The organism is Rhizobium sp. USDA 3886 (assembly GCF_056279785.1).
In genome coordinates, this window is the sequence record NZ_JBWCDC010000001.1 from 2,068,165 (window position 1) to 2,084,561 (window position 16,397).

16 protein-coding genes are annotated in these 16,397 nt (G+C 61.8%); 10 read left to right on the forward strand and 6 right to left on the reverse strand.

Translation table 11 applies throughout. The features are described from left to right. Positions 1 to 62: 62 nt before the first annotated feature. Positions 63 to 1,154, forward strand: coding sequence for an A/G-specific adenine glycosylase (gene mutY / locus ACZ9BX_RS10720; RefSeq protein ID WP_476217749.1), 1,092 nt, complete (start codon positions 63 to 65; stop codon positions 1,152 to 1,154). 2 nt (positions 1,155 to 1,156) lie between these two features. After that, positions 1,157 to 1,774 (forward strand): HAD family hydrolase, encoded by a 618-nt coding sequence (locus ACZ9BX_RS10725; protein WP_476217751.1) that lies wholly within the window; start codon positions 1,157 to 1,159, stop codon positions 1,772 to 1,774. A 122-nt stretch (positions 1,775 to 1,896) separates the two neighbouring features. Here ACZ9BX_RS10725 and ACZ9BX_RS10730 read toward each other — a convergent pair whose 3' ends face one another. From ACZ9BX_RS10730 to ACZ9BX_RS10740, 3 genes are all read right to left on the reverse strand, one after another. After that, positions 1,897 to 3,027 (reverse strand): DNA methyltransferase, encoded by a 1,131-nt coding sequence (locus ACZ9BX_RS10730; protein WP_476217753.1) that lies wholly within the window; start codon positions 3,025 to 3,027, stop codon positions 1,897 to 1,899. Between the two features lie 289 nt (positions 3,028 to 3,316). Next, the gene (locus tag ACZ9BX_RS10735) at positions 3,317 to 3,664 is read right to left on the reverse strand and encodes an antibiotic biosynthesis monooxygenase family protein (protein WP_476217754.1); all 348 of its coding nucleotides are present in this window, start codon (positions 3,662 to 3,664) and stop codon (positions 3,317 to 3,319) included. After that, positions 3,661 to 3,990 carry an NIPSNAP family protein gene (locus ACZ9BX_RS10740; RefSeq protein WP_027507683.1) on the reverse strand — a complete coding sequence of 110 codons (330 nt, stop codon included), beginning with the start codon at positions 3,988 to 3,990 and terminating at the stop codon, positions 3,661 to 3,663. The genes ACZ9BX_RS10735 and ACZ9BX_RS10740 overlap by 4 nt, the downstream gene beginning before the upstream one ends. 72 nt (positions 3,991 to 4,062) lie before the next feature. On the opposite strand from ACZ9BX_RS10740, the gene ACZ9BX_RS10745 reads away from it, so the two are divergent. Together ACZ9BX_RS10745 and ACZ9BX_RS10750 are read left to right on the forward strand one after the other, a co-directional pair. Next, the gene (locus ACZ9BX_RS10745) at positions 4,063 to 4,749 is read left to right on the forward strand and encodes an ArsR/SmtB family transcription factor (protein ID WP_476217755.1); all 687 of its coding nucleotides are present in this window, start codon (positions 4,063 to 4,065) and stop codon (positions 4,747 to 4,749) included. 118 nt (positions 4,750 to 4,867) lie between these two features. Then, entirely contained in the window at positions 4,868 to 5,557 is a 690-nt protein-coding gene (locus tag ACZ9BX_RS10750; RefSeq protein WP_476217756.1) for an HAD family hydrolase, read from the forward strand. Positions 5,558 to 5,577: 20 nt separating this feature from the next. On the opposite strand, the gene ACZ9BX_RS10755 is transcribed toward ACZ9BX_RS10750, so the two are convergent. Further along, positions 5,578 to 6,225 carry a hypothetical protein gene (locus ACZ9BX_RS10755; RefSeq protein WP_476219975.1) on the reverse strand — a complete coding sequence of 216 codons (648 nt, stop codon included), beginning with the start codon at positions 6,223 to 6,225 and terminating at the stop codon, positions 5,578 to 5,580. A gap of 198 nt (positions 6,226 to 6,423) precedes the next feature. Here ACZ9BX_RS10755 and thrC point away from each other — a divergent pair, with 198 nt between their 5' ends. From thrC to ACZ9BX_RS10775, 4 genes are read left to right on the forward strand one after another with little or no spacing between them, the layout of a single operon-like run. Then, positions 6,424 to 7,824 carry a threonine synthase gene (gene thrC / locus ACZ9BX_RS10760; RefSeq protein WP_476217757.1) on the forward strand — a complete coding sequence of 467 codons (1,401 nt, stop codon included), beginning with the start codon at positions 6,424 to 6,426 and terminating at the stop codon, positions 7,822 to 7,824. Positions 7,825 to 7,849: 25 nt separating this feature from the next. After that, complete coding sequence (locus tag ACZ9BX_RS10765; RefSeq protein ID WP_132559647.1) at positions 7,850 to 9,148, forward strand: M16 family metallopeptidase; 1,299 nt, start codon at positions 7,850 to 7,852, stop codon at positions 9,146 to 9,148. Between the two features lie 29 nt (positions 9,149 to 9,177). Next, positions 9,178 to 9,792, forward strand: coding sequence for a GNAT family N-acetyltransferase (locus ACZ9BX_RS10770; RefSeq protein WP_132559645.1), 615 nt, complete (start codon positions 9,178 to 9,180; stop codon positions 9,790 to 9,792). Then, positions 9,789 to 12,701, forward strand: coding sequence for an EAL domain-containing protein (locus ACZ9BX_RS10775; protein ID WP_476217758.1), 2,913 nt, complete (start codon positions 9,789 to 9,791; stop codon positions 12,699 to 12,701). Before ACZ9BX_RS10770 ends, ACZ9BX_RS10775 begins: the two co-directional genes overlap by 4 nt. A gap of 172 nt (positions 12,702 to 12,873) precedes the next feature. Here ACZ9BX_RS10775 and ACZ9BX_RS10780 read toward each other — a convergent pair whose 3' ends face one another. Beyond that, positions 12,874 to 13,959: a zinc-binding metallopeptidase family protein gene (locus ACZ9BX_RS10780; RefSeq protein ID WP_476217760.1), complete on the reverse strand. Its 1,086-nt coding sequence runs from the start codon at positions 13,957 to 13,959 to the stop codon at positions 12,874 to 12,876. Positions 13,960 to 14,092: 133 nt separating this feature from the next. Further along, entirely contained in the window at positions 14,093 to 14,698 is a 606-nt protein-coding gene (locus ACZ9BX_RS10785) for a YqgE/AlgH family protein (RefSeq protein ID WP_027507692.1), read from the reverse strand. Between the two features lie 140 nt (positions 14,699 to 14,838). Between ACZ9BX_RS10785 and ACZ9BX_RS10790 the strand changes: the two genes are divergently transcribed. Both ACZ9BX_RS10790 and ACZ9BX_RS10795 read left to right on the forward strand, forming a co-directional pair. After that, positions 14,839 to 15,681, forward strand: a complete 843-nt coding sequence (locus ACZ9BX_RS10790) for a protein-disulfide reductase DsbD domain-containing protein (RefSeq protein WP_476217762.1) — start codon at positions 14,839 to 14,841, stop codon at positions 15,679 to 15,681. 62 nt (positions 15,682 to 15,743) lie between these two features. Continuing rightward, on the forward strand, positions 15,744 to 16,229 hold the full coding sequence (locus tag ACZ9BX_RS10795) for a peroxiredoxin (RefSeq protein ID WP_027507694.1): 486 nt from the start codon (positions 15,744 to 15,746) through the stop codon (positions 16,227 to 16,229). Positions 16,230 to 16,397 lie beyond the last annotated feature (168 nt).

The window sequence follows — 16,397 nt, forward strand, 5'->3', positions numbered from 1 at the left end:
CGCCTTGATCGCGCAGCATTGCTCCGCCAAGTATAGGGCACTTCCCCGTCCCGCGGCAAATGATGACATCAACGATACTCGACGCGCCGACCGCGCAGCCCCTTCTCGACTGGTACGACCGGCATCACCGGGACCTGCCCTGGCGCGTTTCGCCGCCTATGGCGCGACGCGGCGTGAGGGCCGATCCTTATCGCGTCTGGCTTTCGGAGGTGATGCTGCAGCAGACGACCGTGCAGGCCGTGAAGCCCTATTTTGCAAATTTCCTGACGCGCTGGCCAACGGTTCGCGACCTCGCCGAGGCGCCGACCGAGGACGTTATGGCAGCCTGGGCGGGACTCGGCTACTACGCCCGCGCCCGCAATCTCAAGAAATGCGCCGAAGCGGTCGCCACGCAACATGGCGGCGTCTTTCCGGATACGGAGGACGGCCTGAAATCTCTGCCCGGTGTCGGCGACTATACGGCAGCGGCGGTCGCGGCGATCGCATTCAACCGGCAGGCCGCCGTCATGGACGGCAATGTCGAGCGGGTGATTTCCAGGCTCTACGCGATCGCCACGCCGCTTCCGGCCGGCAAGCCGCTGATGAGGCAGAAGGTGGCGCTGCTGACGCCGGCCACCCGCCCCGGCGATTTTGCCCAGGCCATGATGGATCTCGGCGCGACGATCTGCACGCCGAAGCGGCCGGCCTGCTCGCTCTGTCCGTTCAGGGGATCGTGCGAGGCTCTTCGCCTGCATGACCCCGAACAGTTTCCGGTGAAGGCGGCGAAGAAGGAAAAGCCGGTGCGCCTGGGTGCGGCCTTTGTCGCCGTGACGGCGGATGGCGAAATCCTCCTTCGGCGGCGGATCGCAAGCGGGCTGCTCGGCGGCATGACAGAGGTGCCGACGACGGCATGGACGTCGCGGATCGACGGCGAGACGTCCGCGGATGCGGCGCCCTTCCCCTCTCAGTGGGAGGAATGCGGCACCGTCACACATGTGTTCACGCATTTCGAGCTCCGGCTTTCGATCTACCGCGCCGCGATCCCATCGCACATTCAAATCGATGACGGATGGTGGGAAGCGGTTACAAATCTTGAAGCGCAGGCGCTGCCGACCATCATGAAAAAAGCGATCGCGACCGCTATTCCTCGTGCGTTTGCAATGCCCAAGGGGTGACCATGACTGCATCAATCCATCATATCGTTTTTGATATCGGCAAAGTTCTTATCCATTACGATCCGAATATTCCCTACAGCCGCCTCATTCCCGACGAGGCAGAGCGCAAGTGGTTCTTCGACAATGTCTGCACCCATGACTGGAACGTCGAGCAGGACCGCGGCCGCACCTGGGCGGATGCCGAAGCGCTGCTGATTGAAATCCATCCTTCGCGTGAAGAGCATATCCGCGCCTTCCGCAAGCACTGGCACGAGATGGTGCCGCATGCCTATGAGGGCAGCGTCGCGATCATGGAGGGACTGATCGCGGACGGCCGCGACGTGACGATGCTGACGAACTTCGCCTCCGATACGTTCCGCGAAGCGCAGAAGCGCTTTGCCTTCCTGACCAAGCCGCGCGGCGTCACCGTTTCCGGCGATGTCGGGCTGATCAAGCCGGATATCGCGATCTACGAAACGCATACGAGGAGCTTCGGACTCGAGCCGGCGGCGACGATCTTCATCGATGACGCGCCTGCGAATGTCGAAGGCGCCAAAGCGGCAGGATGGAACGCCGTGCTCTTCACCGGCGCCGACAAGTTGCGCAGCGATCTTGCCGACTATGGCGTGGGTGCAAGGTGACGGAGCTTGGCCTTCTCAAAGAAAAGGCGCCCGGGGATTGATCCCGGGCGCCGTAAGCCTTCTTCCGCAACTGGAGGTACAAAAACCGGAAGAAGGTAGTCTCGATAAGGTCAGGCCGCTGCTCATCCCGCCTTTGCCAGATCACTGCGGATCACGGACCGCAAGTCGTCGATGGGGCGCAGGGATTGCCCATCGTCAAAGTGCCAGAATGTCCATCCGTTGCATGCATCAAGCCCCTGCACCTTCGCGCCGAGACGATGAATCGAACCGGCCTCGCCACCGGAGGCCACCGTGCCGTCGGCGCGGACGATCGCGCTGTGGCGGCGGCGGGCATCTGTCAGCACCTGGCCGGGCTTGATGAGGCCGCTTTCCACCAGGACGTTGAAGGCGATGCGAACCTCCTGCTTCTTGCCGGTCATGACGGTCAATTCCGCCTTGCCGAGCGGCTCGACGGCGGCGATGCGGGCGGACGCCGCATCGATATAGTCCTGCTCGCGCTCGATGCCAACGAAGTGGCGGCCCAGGCGCTTGGCGACAGCGCCCGTGGTGCCGGAGCCGAAGAACGGGTCGAGGATGATGTCGCCGGGCTTCGACGACGCCATGATGACGCGGGCGAGCAGTGCTTCCGGCTTCTGCGTCGGATGCGCCTTCTTGCCGTCCTCGCCCTTCAGCCGCTCGGAGCCGCTGCAGATCGGGAAGAGCCAGTCGGAGCGCATCTGCACGTCGTCGTTCGCAGCCTTCATTGCATCGTAGTTGAAGGTATAGCCTTTGGCCTTCGCGTCCGGGCTTGCCCAGATCATCGTCTCATGGGCATTCTGGAACCGGCGGCCCTTGAAATTCGGCATAGGGTTTGTCTTGCGCCAGACGATGTCGTTGAGGATCCAGAAATTCAGGTCCTGCAGGGTGGCGCCGACACGGAAGATATTGTGATAGGAGCCGATCACCCAAATGGTGCCGGTCGGCTTCAGCACGCGGCGGCAGGCAAGCAGCCAGGCGCGGGTGAAGGCGTCGTATGCTTCGAAGGACGCGAATTGATCCCATTCGTCATCGACGGCGTCGACCAGTGACTGGTCCGGACGGTGGAGCGTGCCGCCGAGCTGGAGATTGTATGGCGGATCGGCAAAAATGACGTCGACGGAGTTGGTCGGCAAAGCTTCGAGGGCTGCAACACAGTCACCCTTGATGATCGTGTTGATCCAAGAGCCCGGTGTTGCGGAGGTCTTGAGATCGGCAAGCGGAAAAACAGACGCCATATGGATACTCGCTCATGCACATTACGCTTTTTACTCGCCGTTATGGTTACTCAAGTTGGTTACCAAAGCCTGAACCGGTGGATGATTTTGGGAAATTATTCGTAGTTGAGGGTGGTGCTTTAGCCGATTTGTCCCTTCTGGTTGCTGGCGATCCCCTCGGGCTCCGTCATCCTCGGGCTTGACCCTAGGATCCACCCATGGCCAAAATGCTTGAAGAATGGATCCTCGGGTCAAGCCCGAGGATGACGGAGAGTGGGGTTCCCTCTCCAAGCGAAACCCAGCCTCTAGACTAAGCCGTGTGCACCTTCAGGCTATCCGCCGGCGCCTCAGCCCGCTCGAACATGCCGTAGTCGCGGACGACGTGGCCGATGCGCAGGCGGTAGTCGGCGAAGATGCCGTTTCGGCCGGCCTTCTGCGCGGCGCGGTGAGCTTCGAGGTTGCGCCATTCTCTCACCGCCTCTTGGTCCCGCCAGAACGAGAGCGACAGCAGTTTGCCGCGCATCGTCAGGCTCTCGAAGCGTTCAATGGAGATGAAGCCGTCGATCTTTTCCAGTTCGGCGCGCAGGTCACCGGCAAGGTCGAGATATCTGTGGCGTTCGCCCAGATAGGGGACGACTTCGAAGATGACGGCGATCATGGCAGCACCAGCGGGGAATGAGGGACGGACACGTTCTTCAGGAAGATGCGGTCCTCCTTGAGAATGAAGCGTTCGCGTTTGGCGAACTCGTAGTTTTGCTTACCGAGCGGATCGGCTGCGAGGCGGGCGCGATAGGCCTCGTAAGCGGCAAGGCTTTCGATGTTATAGACGCCGTAGGCGGTTGTCGCAGACCCCTCGTGCGGACCGAAGTAGCCGATGAGATCGGCGCCGTTGCGTGGGATCGCCTGCCCCCAAACGCGGGCATATTCGGTAAAGGCATCCTTAGTGAAGGGGTCGATCTCGTAGCGGATGAAGCAGGTCAGCATCTCTTTCTCCTTTGCTTGTGAAAGGCGTTTTCGCACATTGCACGACGACAATGCTTCGGTTACGATCGAAGTATGAAGGAAGGACCGGACATTGCCCAGATCGGAGCGCTGATCGGCGATCCTGCGCGCGCCAACATGCTGGCTGCGCTGTCAGGCGGCCGGGCGCTGACGGCGACCGAGCTTGCTGCAGTCGGCGGCATCACCCTTCAGACGGCGAGCACGCATCTCGCCAAGCTCCAAACCGGCGGCTTGCTTACCCAGCGCAAGCAGGGCCGACACCGCTATTTCACACTCGCAGACGAGGCGACTGCCCGGCTGATCGAGAGCATGATGGGCTTCGCCGCCAGCCGCGGCCATCTCAGACACCGGACGGGTCCGAAGGAACCGGCGCTGCGCAAGGCGCGTATCTGCTACGATCATCTGGCCGGCGATTACGGCGTGCGCATGCTCGACAGTCTCGTGGCTTCGGGCGCGATCGACGCCCTCGGCGAAAGCCTGTCGGTCACGTCGAAAGGTGAAAGCCAACTGAAATGCATCGGCGTCGATATCTCCGATCTCAAGTCGTCACGCCGCCCGCTCTGCCGCTCGTGCCTCGACTGGAGCGAGCGGCGCGCGCATCTTGCCGGCAGCCTCGGCAAGGCGCTGCTTTCCAACTTCTTCGACAAGGGCTGGGCGCGGCGGACGGCGGGAAGCCGTTCGGTGATCTTCTCGCCAGAAGGCGAGCGGCACTTCCTGTCGCTCTTTCCGCTGGAAGCCTGACGGCCGACAGCAGCAGCCAGCCGCCCGCGAGGCGCATCCCAGCCATGCCCGCCTGCCGGTTGAGCTTTCGGCGTCCATCGTGTAAGTCGCATCATCCCCCAACAAGGCTTGAGAGTACATGGACGGCTTCGACCTCATCATTTTCGACTGCGACGGCGTTCTGGTCGATTCCGAAATTATCGCGGCGGACGTGGAGTCCAAGCTTCTGACGGACGCGGGCTATCCGATCAGCACCGAAGAGATGGCCGAGCGGTTCGCAGGCATGACTTGGAAGAACATCCTTCTGCAGGTGGAGCGCGAGGCGAGCATCCCGCTTTCCGCGTCGCTGCTCGACAAATCCGAAAAGGTGCTCGACCTGCGCCTCGAGCGCGACGTGCAAGCCATTCCGGGCGTCGAGTTCGCCGTCTCGCGCCTTGATCTGAAGCGTTGCGTCTGCTCGAATTCCAGTTCGCACAGGCTCGACATGATGCTCGGCAAGGTGGGATTGAAGAAGCTGTTTGCTCCGAATGTCTTTTCCGCAAAAGATCTCGGGCCGGATCGCGTCAAGCCGAAGCCGGACATCTTCCTGCATGGCGCCGAAAAGATGGGCGTTTCGCCGTCGAAGACGGTCGTCGTCGAGGATTCCGTCCATGGCATCCATGCGGCACGCGCCGCCGGCATGCGCGTCATCGGCTTCACCGGTGCATCGCATACCTATTCCTCGCACGCCGACCGCCTGACGGATGCCGGAGCAGAGACGGTCATCTCGCGGATGAACGACCTGCCGGGCGTGGTTGCCGCTCTTTCGGAATGGGCTGGCGTCCTCTGACGAGGAACGCCGAAGCGCCCTTAGCTGCTCTTCTTGGTCTTTGCGGCCTGCCCCTGATCGAAGCCGATATTGATGCGCACCAGTGCACCGGAGCCGACGGGCAGCTTGAAGCCGTCCTTGCGGAAGAGGACTTGAGCGGCCGTCTGCCCTGCCGGAATTTCGGCGGCAAACGGAACCACTTCCGAAGAGACGACATCCTGGCCGTCGTATGCGGTGATCCGCAGCGGCAGCGTGACGCGGCCCGGGCCGCCGGCTGGGCCGGCGATCAGGCGGATCTGCGCCACGACTGTCATCGACAGGTTCTGTTCGTTCAGCGTGCACTGGCGCGTGTAGTCGCCGATTGCCGCCTGATGGACGATCTGGCTGTTGTCACCCGTCTTGCCCTTGGCATAGGTGCGGAAGATCGCGTCCTGATCCTTCATGAAAATCTGCGGGCAGGTGCCCTGGACGACCGGCTGGGCGGCACCCTGAACGTTGGTCGCCGTGCCGATCGGCGCGTTGCTGGAAGAGGGATTGGCGGGCGCAAGCGGCATGATTTGAGCATTGCCGTTCGTCTGCGCCGCTTCGGTGGACTTGCTTTCGCCGCCGACACCCAGGGAGTTGCAGCTGGCAAGAAGAGCGGCGACAGATACGGAAACGATGAGACGCGAGACTTTGCCGAACACGATTATTCCACCCTCTTACAAAGTTTCTGGCAGGCCTCGAAGTCTTGTTTGCGGGGCCTTTCGTGACAGTTTGCGATGGTCTATATCAGCGGCGCAAAGAAAAATCGATTGGTTAAGCACCGTTTTGACGCACATTTCGATCTGCTGCAATTCCGGCGCCTGGCTCCTCCATCCGGATCTCTTCCGGCCATAACGTCAAGGATGAAGAACGTGGACTATATCTCGACCCGCGGCGAGGCCCCTTCCCTCGGCTTTTGCGATGCGTTACTGACGGGTCTTGCGCGCGACGGCGGTCTCTATGTTCCTCGCCAATGGCCGCACTTCTCCAAGAAGGAAATCCGGGCGCTGCGCGGCAAGAGCTACCAGGAGATCGCGTTTGCGATCCTTTCGCCCTTTACGAACGGCGAAATTCCCGCCGCCACCTTCCGGGCGATGATCGACGAAGCCTATGGCACTTTCCGGCATCCGGCGATCGCCCCCCTCGTCCAGACGGGAGCGAACAGCTTCGTCATGGAACTTTTCCACGGCACCACGCTCGCCTTCAAGGACGTGGCGATGCAGCTTCTGGCGCGTCTGATGGACTATGCACTGGAAAAGCGCGGCGAGCGAGCGACGATCGTCGGCGCGACGTCGGGCGATACGGGCGGGGCTGCGATCGACGCCTTCGCGGGCCGCGAACGCACCGATATCTTCATCCTCTTTCCGCACGGCAAGGTTTCGCCAGTGCAGCAACGGCAGATGACCACCTCGACGGCGGGCAATGTCCATGCACTGGCGGTCAAGGGCAATTTCGACGACTGCCAGAACCTCGTCAAAGCGATGTTCAACGATGTGGCCTTCCGCGACAAGGTTCGCCTTTCCGGCGTCAACTCGATCAACTGGGCGCGCATCATGGCCCAGATCGTCTACTATTTCACGACGGCGATCGCACTCGGCGGGCCGGACCGCAAGATTTCGTTCACCGTGCCGACCGGCAATTTCGGCGACATCTTTGCAGGCTACGCCGCGAAGCGCATGGGCCTGCCGATCGGCAAGTTGGTGATCGCGACCAACGAGAATGACATCCTCGCCCGCACGATGAGGACCGGCCGCTACGACATGAAGAAAGTGAAGGCGACAACCTCACCATCGATGGACATCCAGATTTCCTCGAACTTCGAGCGGCTGCTTTTCGAAGCCTACGACCGGGATGCTTCCAAGGTGCGCCATGCGATGGACAGCCTGAAGCAGTCGAACGGTTTCGAGATCACGCCGAAGGCGCTTGCCGCGATCAGGAAGGATTTCCGCGCCGGCCGCGCCAGCGAAAAGCAGGTGGCGCAGACGATCAAGACTACCTATGCCAAAACCGGCTATCTTCTCGACCCGCATTCCGCGATCGGTGTCTTCGTCGCCGCCAAGCACGAAAAACCGAACACGCCGATGGTGACGCTTGCGACCGCGCACCCGGCAAAATTTCCCGCAGCGGTAAAATCCGCCTCCGGTATTGACCCGGCGCTTCCGACGTGGCTTGCTGGTCTGATGCTTAAGGAGGAGCGCTTCCAAGTCGTCGATCAGGAACTTAAGGCCATTGAAGGCTTTATCGGCAAACACGCCCGGACGTGATGCGGCAAGCGCAGAAAGATAGCCAATGACAGTTGAGTGCACCCGGCTCAAATCCGGGCTGACGGTAGTAACCCAGACCATGCCGCATCTTGAAAGCGTCGCTCTGGGCGTCTGGATCAAATCGGGTTCGCGCAACGAGACGGAAGACGAGCATGGCATAGCGCATCTGCTCGAACACATGGCGTTCAAGGGCACGGCCCGCCGTTCGGCCCGCGACATCGCCGAGGAAATCGAGGATGTGGGCGGCGAGGTGAACGCTGCCACGTCGACCGAAACGACGTCCTATTATGCCCGCGTGCTGAAGGATTACCTGCCGCTTGCCGTCGATATTCTCGCCGACATCCTGACCGAATCGGCCTTCGAGGAAGACGAACTCGAACGCGAGAAGCAGGTGATCCTGCAGGAGATCAACGCGGCGAACGACACGCCGGACGACGTGGTCTTCGACAAGTTCTCCGAGACCGCCTATCGCGACCAGACGCTCGGCCGCGCCATCCTCGGCACGCCGCAAACCGTCGTCTCCTTCTCGCCGCAGCAGATCCGCAGCTATCTCGGCCGAAACTACACGACCGACCGCATGTTCGTCGTCGCCGCCGGGGCGGTCGATCATGACGAATTCGTGCGCATGGTGGAACAGCGCTTCGCGAGCCTGCCTACCGCGCCGAGCGCGCCGCCGGTCATCGAGACAGCCCGCTACATCGGCGGCAGCGTGCGCGAGACGCGCGACCTGATGGATGCGCAGGTCCTGCTCGGATTCGAGGGCAAGGCCTACCATGCCCGCGACTTTTACTGTTCGCAGATCCTTGCCAATATCCTCGGCGGCGGCATGTCGTCCCGCCTCTTCCAGGAAGTGCGCGAAATTCGCGGCCTGTGCTATTCGATCTATGCCTTCCACTGGGGCTTTTCCGACACCGGCATCTTCGGCATCCATGCCGCGACCGGCGGCGAGAACCTTCCTGAACTCGTGCCGGTGATCGTCGACGAGCTGCACAAGTCGGCAGGCTTCATCGAGCAGAAGGAGATCGAGCGCGCCCGCGCGCAGATCCGCGCCCAGCTTCTGATGGGGCAGGAAAGCCCGGCCGCACGCGCTGGCCAGATCGCCCGCCAGATGATGCTCTACGGCGAGCCTATCTCCAATCAGGAAATGATGGAACGGCTCGAGGGCATCACCATCGAGCGTCTCACCGACCTCGCCGGCCGCCTGTTCTTTGACACCGTGCCGACCCTTTCGGCAATCGGCCCGCTGGAGCGGCTTGCACCTATGGAAGATATCGTCGCCTCGCTGTCCGCTCCCTTAGTGCAGTCGAAAACAGCAAGCCGCTGAGCCGCGTTCCATCCTGCCGGGAGTGATCGATGCCAAAATCGGTTTTTCGGTTCCTGTCGCGGCAGCCGGAAGCGGTGGAGATCGAGAATGACCGCTATGCGCTGAGGCTTCCGCGCTACCAGGATTTCAACCAGTGGCACAAGCTGCGCGCCGCCAGCCGCAAGTTCCTGGAACCCTGGGAACCCACATGGCGGCGCGATGAGCTGACGGAGGGCGCCTATCGCGCCCGTGTCATCCGCGGCAAGCAGGAATACGCCTCCGGACAGGCGATCCCGCTGTTCCTGTTCCTGAAACCGGACATGGAACTGCTCGGCGGGATCACGATCGGCTATATCCGTCGCGGTGCGGCGCAGAGCTGCATGATCGGCTACTGGATGGGCGAGAAGCATGCCGGCCAAGGCCATATGTTCGCCGCACTTCAGTTGGTTATACCCTATATCTTCGCAGGGCTTGAGTTGCACCGTATCGAGGCAGCCTGTATTCCGGAGAACGCACGAAGCATTCGCCTGCTTGAAAAGGCTGGGTTTCAGCGGGAAGGCTATCTGCGCGGATACTTGAAAATAAACGGTCAGTGGCATGACCACGTGATGTATTCACTGCTTGCCACCGATACGGATACAGGCAGGAAAACCGACAGCCGATGACCACGAACCGCATGCTGCCCAAATCACCGTCCGGCCGATTGATCGCGGTGATCGCAGCTCTTTTCCTGTCGATGCTTGCATTGGCTGCAGGCGTTGCGCAGGCGGCGGAACCGGTGAAGATTTCCCGCGACGACACGGCGCTCGATCTGACCGGGACGACGGAAATCTATGCCAACCAGGGCGAGGCCTTCCAGGTTTCGACGGCTGCAGGCGCAGACGGCATCCGCCGGCGCATCGAGGTGCGCGCCAGCTCCGAAAATCACCAGGGTGACTGGGCCGTCTTTGCGCTCGCCAATGTCTCGGAAGAGCAGCTCGAGCGCGTTATCGTCGCTCCGCATTTCCGCCTTGTGAATTCCAAGCTTTTCTGGCCGGACCTCGGCTCGCAGCGCATCATGGCGATTACGCCGAGCGAAGGCTTTGCGCTCGACCGCCAGCCAAGCGACGAGGCCGACGTCTTCCGCATCACGCTGAACCCCGGCGCGGTCATCACCTTCGTTGCCGAGCTTGCGACGCCCGAGCTGCCGCAGATCTATTTGTGGGAGCCGGACGCCTATAAGGACACGATTAACGCGTTCACGCTCTACCGCGGCATCGTGCTCGGGATTGCCGGCCTGCTTGCCGTGTTCCTGACGATCCTCTTCGTCGTCAAGGGAACTTCGATGCTGCCTGCGACGGCGGCACTCGCCTGGGCGGTGCTCGGCTATATCTGCGTCGATTTCGGTTTCCTTGGCAAACTCGTCAGCGTCGCCTCGGCGGACCAGCGAATATGGCGCGCCTGTGCCGAAGTGGCGCTGGCGTCGAGTTTCGTGATCTTCCTGTTCACCTATCTGAACCTCAACCGGTGGCACACGCATCTCGGCTACGCCACGCTCGCCTGGGTGCTCGGCCTTGCGCTGCTCTTCGGCGTCGCGATCTACGATCCCTCGATCGCCTCCGGCATTGCGCGGCTTTCCTTCGCGCTGACTGCGACGATGGGCATCGTGCTCATCATCTATCTCGGCTTCAACCGCTACGACCGCGCCATCCTGCTGGTACCCGCCTGGGCGCTGATCCTGGTCTGGTTGTTCGGAGCATGGCTGACCGTGACAGGCCGGCTTGACAACGACATCATCCAGCCGGCGCTCGGCGGCGGCCTCGTCCTCATCATTCTGCTGATCGGCTTTACAGTGATGCAGCACGCCTTTGCGGGCGGCGCCTTCCAGCAGGGCCTGTTCTCCGATCTCGAACGGCAGTCTCTGGCGCTGACGGGCTCCGGTGATATGGTCTGGGACTGGGACGTGGCGCGCGACCGCGTCGTCACCATTCCGGATGTTTCCGTGAAGCTCGGATTGTCGCCTGGCACCATGCATGGTGCAGCCCGCAACTGGCTGCCGCGGCTTCACCCGGACGACCGCGACCGCTTCCGCGCGACGCTGGACGTGCTGCTCGAACATCGCCGCGGGCGGCTGAACCATGAGTTCCGCATCCGCGCCGAGGACGGACATTTCCATTGGCTGCTGATCCGCGCCCGGCCGGTGCTCGGCTCGAACGGCGAGATCATCCGCTGCGTCGGCACGATCGTCGATGTCACGGAGCAAAAGAATTCCGTCGAGCGGCTGCTGCATGACGCGTTGCACGACAATCTCACCGGCCTGCCGAACCGCCAGCTCTTCATCGACCGCCTACAATCGGTACTGGCGCTTGCGCCCGGTGGCGAAACGCTCAGGCCGACGGTGATGGTGATCGATATCGACCGCTACAAGCTGGTGAACGATTCGCTCGGCGTCGCAGCCGGCGACAACATTCTGATCGCGCTCACCCGCCGCCTCCGCCGTCTCCTGAAACCGCAGGATACCCTGGCGCGCCTTGCGGGCGACCAGTTCGGTCTCATCCTCGTTTCCGAGCGCGATCCGGCGAAGGTCGCCGATTTTGCCGATGCCGTCAGCAAGGCGATCATGGTGCCGATCAATTTCGGCAATCGCGAAATCATCCTGACGGCCTCGATCGGTCTTACCTCATGGGTCGATCAGCAGGAAAACGCCGCCGGCATGCTGAGCGATGCAGAGCTTGCCATGTACCGTGCCAAGCGCGCGGGCGGCAACCGCGTCGAACCCTTCCGCCCCGCCTTCCGCGATTTCGGCGCCGACCGCCTGCAGCTCGAATCCGACCTCCGCCGCGCCATCGAGCGCAAGGAACTGTCGATGGTCTACCAGCCGATCGCGCGGCTGGAGGATGTCGAGATTGCCGGCTTCGAGGCGCTGATGCGCTGGGAACATCCGAAGCGCGGCAACATTCCGCCATCGGAATTCATCCCGATCGCCGAAGCGTCGGATATCATCGGCTCGCTTGGCTTATTCGCGCTCGAACAGGCGACCAGCGACCTGATGGCCTGGCAGAACCAGACCGGCGAACTGCCGATCTTCGTCTCGATCAACCTGTCGAGCGTGCAGCTCCTCAACAACGAACTCTATGACGACGTGCGCTCGGTTCTTTCGAAGACCCATTGCGAGCCGTCGCGCTTGAAGCTGGAGCTGACGGAATCCATGGTCATGGAAAATCCGGAGCAGGCGCGGCTCGTGCTGCAGAAGCTCAAGGAGGCCGGCCTCGGCTTGGCGCTCGACGACTTCGGCACGGGCTACTCGTCGCTCGCCTACCTCACCCGCTTCCCCTTCGACACGATCAAGCTCGACAAGGCGCTGGTTCGCGACGACAGCGACAAGAAGGCAACCATCCTCAGGTCGGTCATCTCCATGGCGCGCGAGCTGGACATGCAGGTCGTCGCCGAAGGCATCGAATCCAATGAGGATGCCATCGAGCTTGCCAAGATGGGCTGCAGCTACGGCCAGAGCTATCTTTTCGGCCCGCCGATGGGCTCCGATTCCGTGCTGCGCCTGCTGAAGGAACGCTTCCCGCTGACGAAGCGGGCTTAAGGCATTTCAAATCAATGCTGGTGCGAATGGCCCCTCACCCTGCCCTCTCCCGAGGGGAGAGGCGAAGCCGAGATGCCGGTTACCTCCTCGATACATCCGAGAGCTTTGTGAGCGTCAGCCGCATATCCCTTCCCCCGGCGGGTAGAAGGTGCCGGCAGGCGGATGAGGGGGCTCACGCCGCAGTTCTCGGTGACAGCGCCGACGCATCCTGAATGAGCTTGTGCAGATATTCGAGCTTCGCAACGACGGCCCGGGACAGCACGAAAGGATAGGCGTCCGGCTGGCCCATGCTGCGCTGGATGGCGTTGATTGCGACGCTGAGCGGAACCCAGGCGCTGACGAGCTGTTCGGCGCTTTCCGCCCTGTATGGATTGAAATCCACTTCCGAAGCCATTTCCTCATGGCCGCTGGGATCGATGGCGATGCCGAAAGCTCGGGCTGTCTCCAGCGTATCGACGATATGGAGGTAGTGGGCGAAGCACTCGGCGAAGTCTTCCCATGGGTGTGAAGATGCATAGGCGCTGATGAACCTCTCCCGCCAGCCGACGGGCGGGCCGTTGGCATAGTGGTTCTGAAGGGCTGAGCGGTAATCCTGGCGTTCGTCGCCAAAGACGGCGCGGAAGGCATCGAGGCCGTTAACATCGCGCACCAGCTTGTTCCAGACGAAGTGGCCGGCCTCATGGCGGAAGTGGCCGAGCAGCGTGCGGTAAGGCTCGTTCATCATGGCGCGGGCCTGCTCGCGCGTGGCGTCGTCGGCTTCCGCCGCGCGGATGGCGATCAGGCCCTCCTCATGTCCGGTCCTCGCGGGAAGGATGTTGCCGTCATTCTGAACCGTATCTTCGAGGAAATCGAAAACGAGCCCGCCGGCGGGATCTTCCTGCCGGTCGGGATGCGGCAGGTTCCAGCGCAGCAGCGAATAGAAGAGATGGCGTTGCGCCTGGCTGATGCGGCGCCAGCGCGCAATGCCGTCCTGGGTTTGGGTATTCGGCACCAGCCTATTGTGGCGGCAGGCGATACAGAATTCATGGGTGTCATCCTCCGCAAGCAGCCAGTTGCAGATATCAAGACCGGCATTGGCGCAGAAACGGATCCTGCGTTCCGGATTTGTGACGAGCCGCCACTGCATTTCGTCGCGCGGCTCGAGCGCGTGCATGCAGAGATCGTCCGGCAGGAAGCCGAGGCGATGATTGCAGCGGACGCAATGGCGGTTGTCGAAGTGGACGACCTGGTCGCAATTGTCGCAGGCGAAGAGCCTCATGATTACCCTCAACGAATGCCGACGAACCAAAATGCCTGCTGCGCGGCGCGCAACAGGCATTTCGGCGGCGCGCCATCTGGCACGCTTGCCGGAAGAAAACGTCATGTCAACGAAATCGTTCCTGGATTAGAGATCACGCATGCCCGGCTTCGGCGGAAAGCATGGCGGCGGTAATGCCCATGCCCGCAAGCGCGCGTTCGTATTTGTCATCGAGATTGCGGTCGAAGATCAGCGCCTCATTGGCAGCGCAGGTCAGCCAGCCGTTGCTCGCGACTTCCATTTCCAACTGGCCGGCACCCCAGGAGGAATAACCGAGCATCATCGTTGCCCTCTTCGGCCCGCCGCCCTTGGAAATCGCGCGGACAATGTCGAGCGTTGCCGTCAGGCAGATATCGTCGCTGATCGGGATGCTGGAGTCGCTGATGTAATCATCGGAATGCAGCACGAAACCGCGGCCGCTTTCCACGGGACCGCCTGTCTGGATCGGGAAATCCCGGGCGTGCTCCGGCAGGACGATCGGCTCCTGGTCGTTGACCATTTCGAGATGCAGCAGTACGTCGGTGAACGTGAGGTTCTGGGGGCGATTGATGATGAAGCCCATGGCACCGGCCTCGGAATGGGCGCAGATATAGATGACCGAACGGAAGAAGTTGCTATCTTCCATGCCCGGCATCGCAATCAGGAACTGCCCGTCGAAAAAGCCGCGTTCCCGTCTGTTTTTCAGCGTGGATAGGGACATATTTCCTCCTGCTGCCAGACGTACCAACAGCCCTATAAAAGAAACATGGGGCAATGCTGCAGATCAATCAACCGAAAATGAAGAATTTAGATGGCCGAACTTCTGGCGGCGAAAGGCGATTTTCGATAAACCGTTGTTCCATGACGACTATTTCTATCGAATTTCGCCGGCTTCTGTACACCGCCGTCTGCGTGGCCGCCCTGGCCACCTCCGTCGGGCCGGTGCGCGCCGAAATGAGCGGCTGGGCCGACAATCAAGGCGGACGGATGCGGCTGATCGCGCTACCGCCGGACCTCGACGGCACGATGCGCGGCGCGCTGCAGATCGAGCCGCGGCCCGGCTGGATCACCTATTGGCGCGAGCCCGGCAACAGCGGGATACCGCCCCAGATCACGGTCGCGCCGGAAAGCGGCATCGAGCTGAAGGCAATCCGCTACCCGGTGCCGAAGCATCTCGTCGACGGCAAGATAGACGACATCGCCTATGACGCGCCCGTTTTGCTGCCGCTGACCTTCTCGGCGAAGGACGCCTCCCGGCCGCTCGAACTGAAGGCGAGCGCATTCATCGGCATCTGCAAGGATATCTGCATTCCGTTCCAGGCCGAATTCTCGCTTCCTGTTGGTTCCGCCAATCAATCCCGCCCGGAGGAAGAAGCGATTCTCAAGAATGCCGAGGCCTTCCTGCCGGAAGAGCCGTCGTCGCAGTTCAACGTGACGTCCCACACGTTTTCGGAAGACATGAAGCAACTCCGCCTGCAGGTTGCCCTGCCCGACGGCGGCGACACCGCGCCGGAGGTGATCCTCACGGGGCCGAACGGATACGTCTTCACCAGGAAGCTGATGAACAAGCGCGACGGAAAGAACTTTTCGACATCGATCGCCATCGACAAGCTTCCGAAGAACTATGAGGTTGCCGGGAAAAGCTGGAGCGTCCTGATCATCGACGGCGGCCGCGCCATGGAGACGCCGCTTGCCTTTGACTGACCGGCTTTTATAGTCGGCTCCAACCCGTCCCCGCCGCAATCATCTAGACCGAGGAGAAACCCATGACCATCGCGATCGGCGATAAGCTTCCTGCCGCCACATTCAAGGAAAAAACCGCGGATGGCCCCGTGGAGATTTCGACCGAGCAGCTCTTCAAAGGCAAGCGCATCGTGCTTTTCGCCGTACCCGGCGCCTTTACGCCGACCTGCTCGCTGAACCATCTGCCGGGCTATCTCGAAAACCGCGATTCCATCCTCGCCAAGGGCGTTGACGATATCGCGGTTCTCTCCGTCAACGACTGGCATGTCATGGGCGCCTGGGCCGAACAGTCCGGCGGCATGGGCAAGATCCACTTCCTCGCCGACTGGGACGCAGGCTTCACCAAAGCACTTGGCCTCGAAGCCGACCTTTCCGCCGGCGGCCTCGGCGTGCGGTCCAAGCGCTACTCGATGCTCGTCGAGGACGGCGTCGTGAAGTCGCTGAACGTCGAGGAAAGCCCCGGCCAGGCAACTGTCTCAGGCGCTGCGACGATGATGGAGCAGCTCTGAGACGACTGGCAAAGACGGCGGCTGAACCCAGCCGCCTCAGGCCGGTAAATTGGTTTATTTCCGCAGGTTCTTGTCGACCAGGAATTCAGGCAGGAACCGGCGCATGAGGCTGACTTGGCCGGCGAGTTTCCCGCAGTGTAGCGCCTTTTCGCCGCGGGATTGTCGCGG

What these genes read in the sequence shown, in the direction of transcription:
- ACZ9BX_RS10790 (WP_476217762.1), top strand. Translation starts at nt 14,839, where the DNA reads ATGACGACTATTTCTATCGAATTTCGCCGGCTTCTGTACACCGCCGTC.
- ACZ9BX_RS10795 (WP_027507694.1), top strand. Translation starts at nt 15,744, where the DNA reads ATGACCATCGCGATCGGCGATAAGCTTCCTGCCGCCACATTCAAGGAA.
- ACZ9BX_RS10740 (WP_027507683.1), bottom strand. Translation starts at nt 3,990, where the DNA reads ATGCTGACCTGCTTCATCCGCTACGAGATCGACCCCTTCACTAAGGAT.
- ACZ9BX_RS10750 (WP_476217756.1), top strand. Translation starts at nt 4,868, where the DNA reads ATGGACGGCTTCGACCTCATCATTTTCGACTGCGACGGCGTTCTGGTC.
- ACZ9BX_RS10770 (WP_132559645.1), top strand. Translation starts at nt 9,178, where the DNA reads ATGCCAAAATCGGTTTTTCGGTTCCTGTCGCGGCAGCCGGAAGCGGTG.
- ACZ9BX_RS10780 (WP_476217760.1), bottom strand. Translation starts at nt 13,959, where the DNA reads ATGAGGCTCTTCGCCTGCGACAATTGCGACCAGGTCGTCCACTTCGAC.
- ACZ9BX_RS10730 (WP_476217753.1), bottom strand. Translation starts at nt 3,027, where the DNA reads ATGGCGTCTGTTTTTCCGCTTGCCGATCTCAAGACCTCCGCAACACCG.
- ACZ9BX_RS10775 (WP_476217758.1), top strand. Translation starts at nt 9,789, where the DNA reads ATGACCACGAACCGCATGCTGCCCAAATCACCGTCCGGCCGATTGATC.
- ACZ9BX_RS10745 (WP_476217755.1), top strand. Translation starts at nt 4,063, where the DNA reads ATGAAGGAAGGACCGGACATTGCCCAGATCGGAGCGCTGATCGGCGAT.
- ACZ9BX_RS10765 (WP_132559647.1), top strand. Translation starts at nt 7,850, where the DNA reads ATGACAGTTGAGTGCACCCGGCTCAAATCCGGGCTGACGGTAGTAACC.
- ACZ9BX_RS10725 (WP_476217751.1), top strand. Translation starts at nt 1,157, where the DNA reads ATGACTGCATCAATCCATCATATCGTTTTTGATATCGGCAAAGTTCTT.
- ACZ9BX_RS10735 (WP_476217754.1), bottom strand. Translation starts at nt 3,664, where the DNA reads ATGATCGCCGTCATCTTCGAAGTCGTCCCCTATCTGGGCGAACGCCAC.
- mutY (WP_476217749.1), top strand. Translation starts at nt 63, where the DNA reads ATGACATCAACGATACTCGACGCGCCGACCGCGCAGCCCCTTCTCGAC.
- thrC (WP_476217757.1), top strand. Translation starts at nt 6,424, where the DNA reads ATGAAGAACGTGGACTATATCTCGACCCGCGGCGAGGCCCCTTCCCTC.
- ACZ9BX_RS10785 (WP_027507692.1), bottom strand. Translation starts at nt 14,698, where the DNA reads ATGTCCCTATCCACGCTGAAAAACAGACGGGAACGCGGCTTTTTCGAC.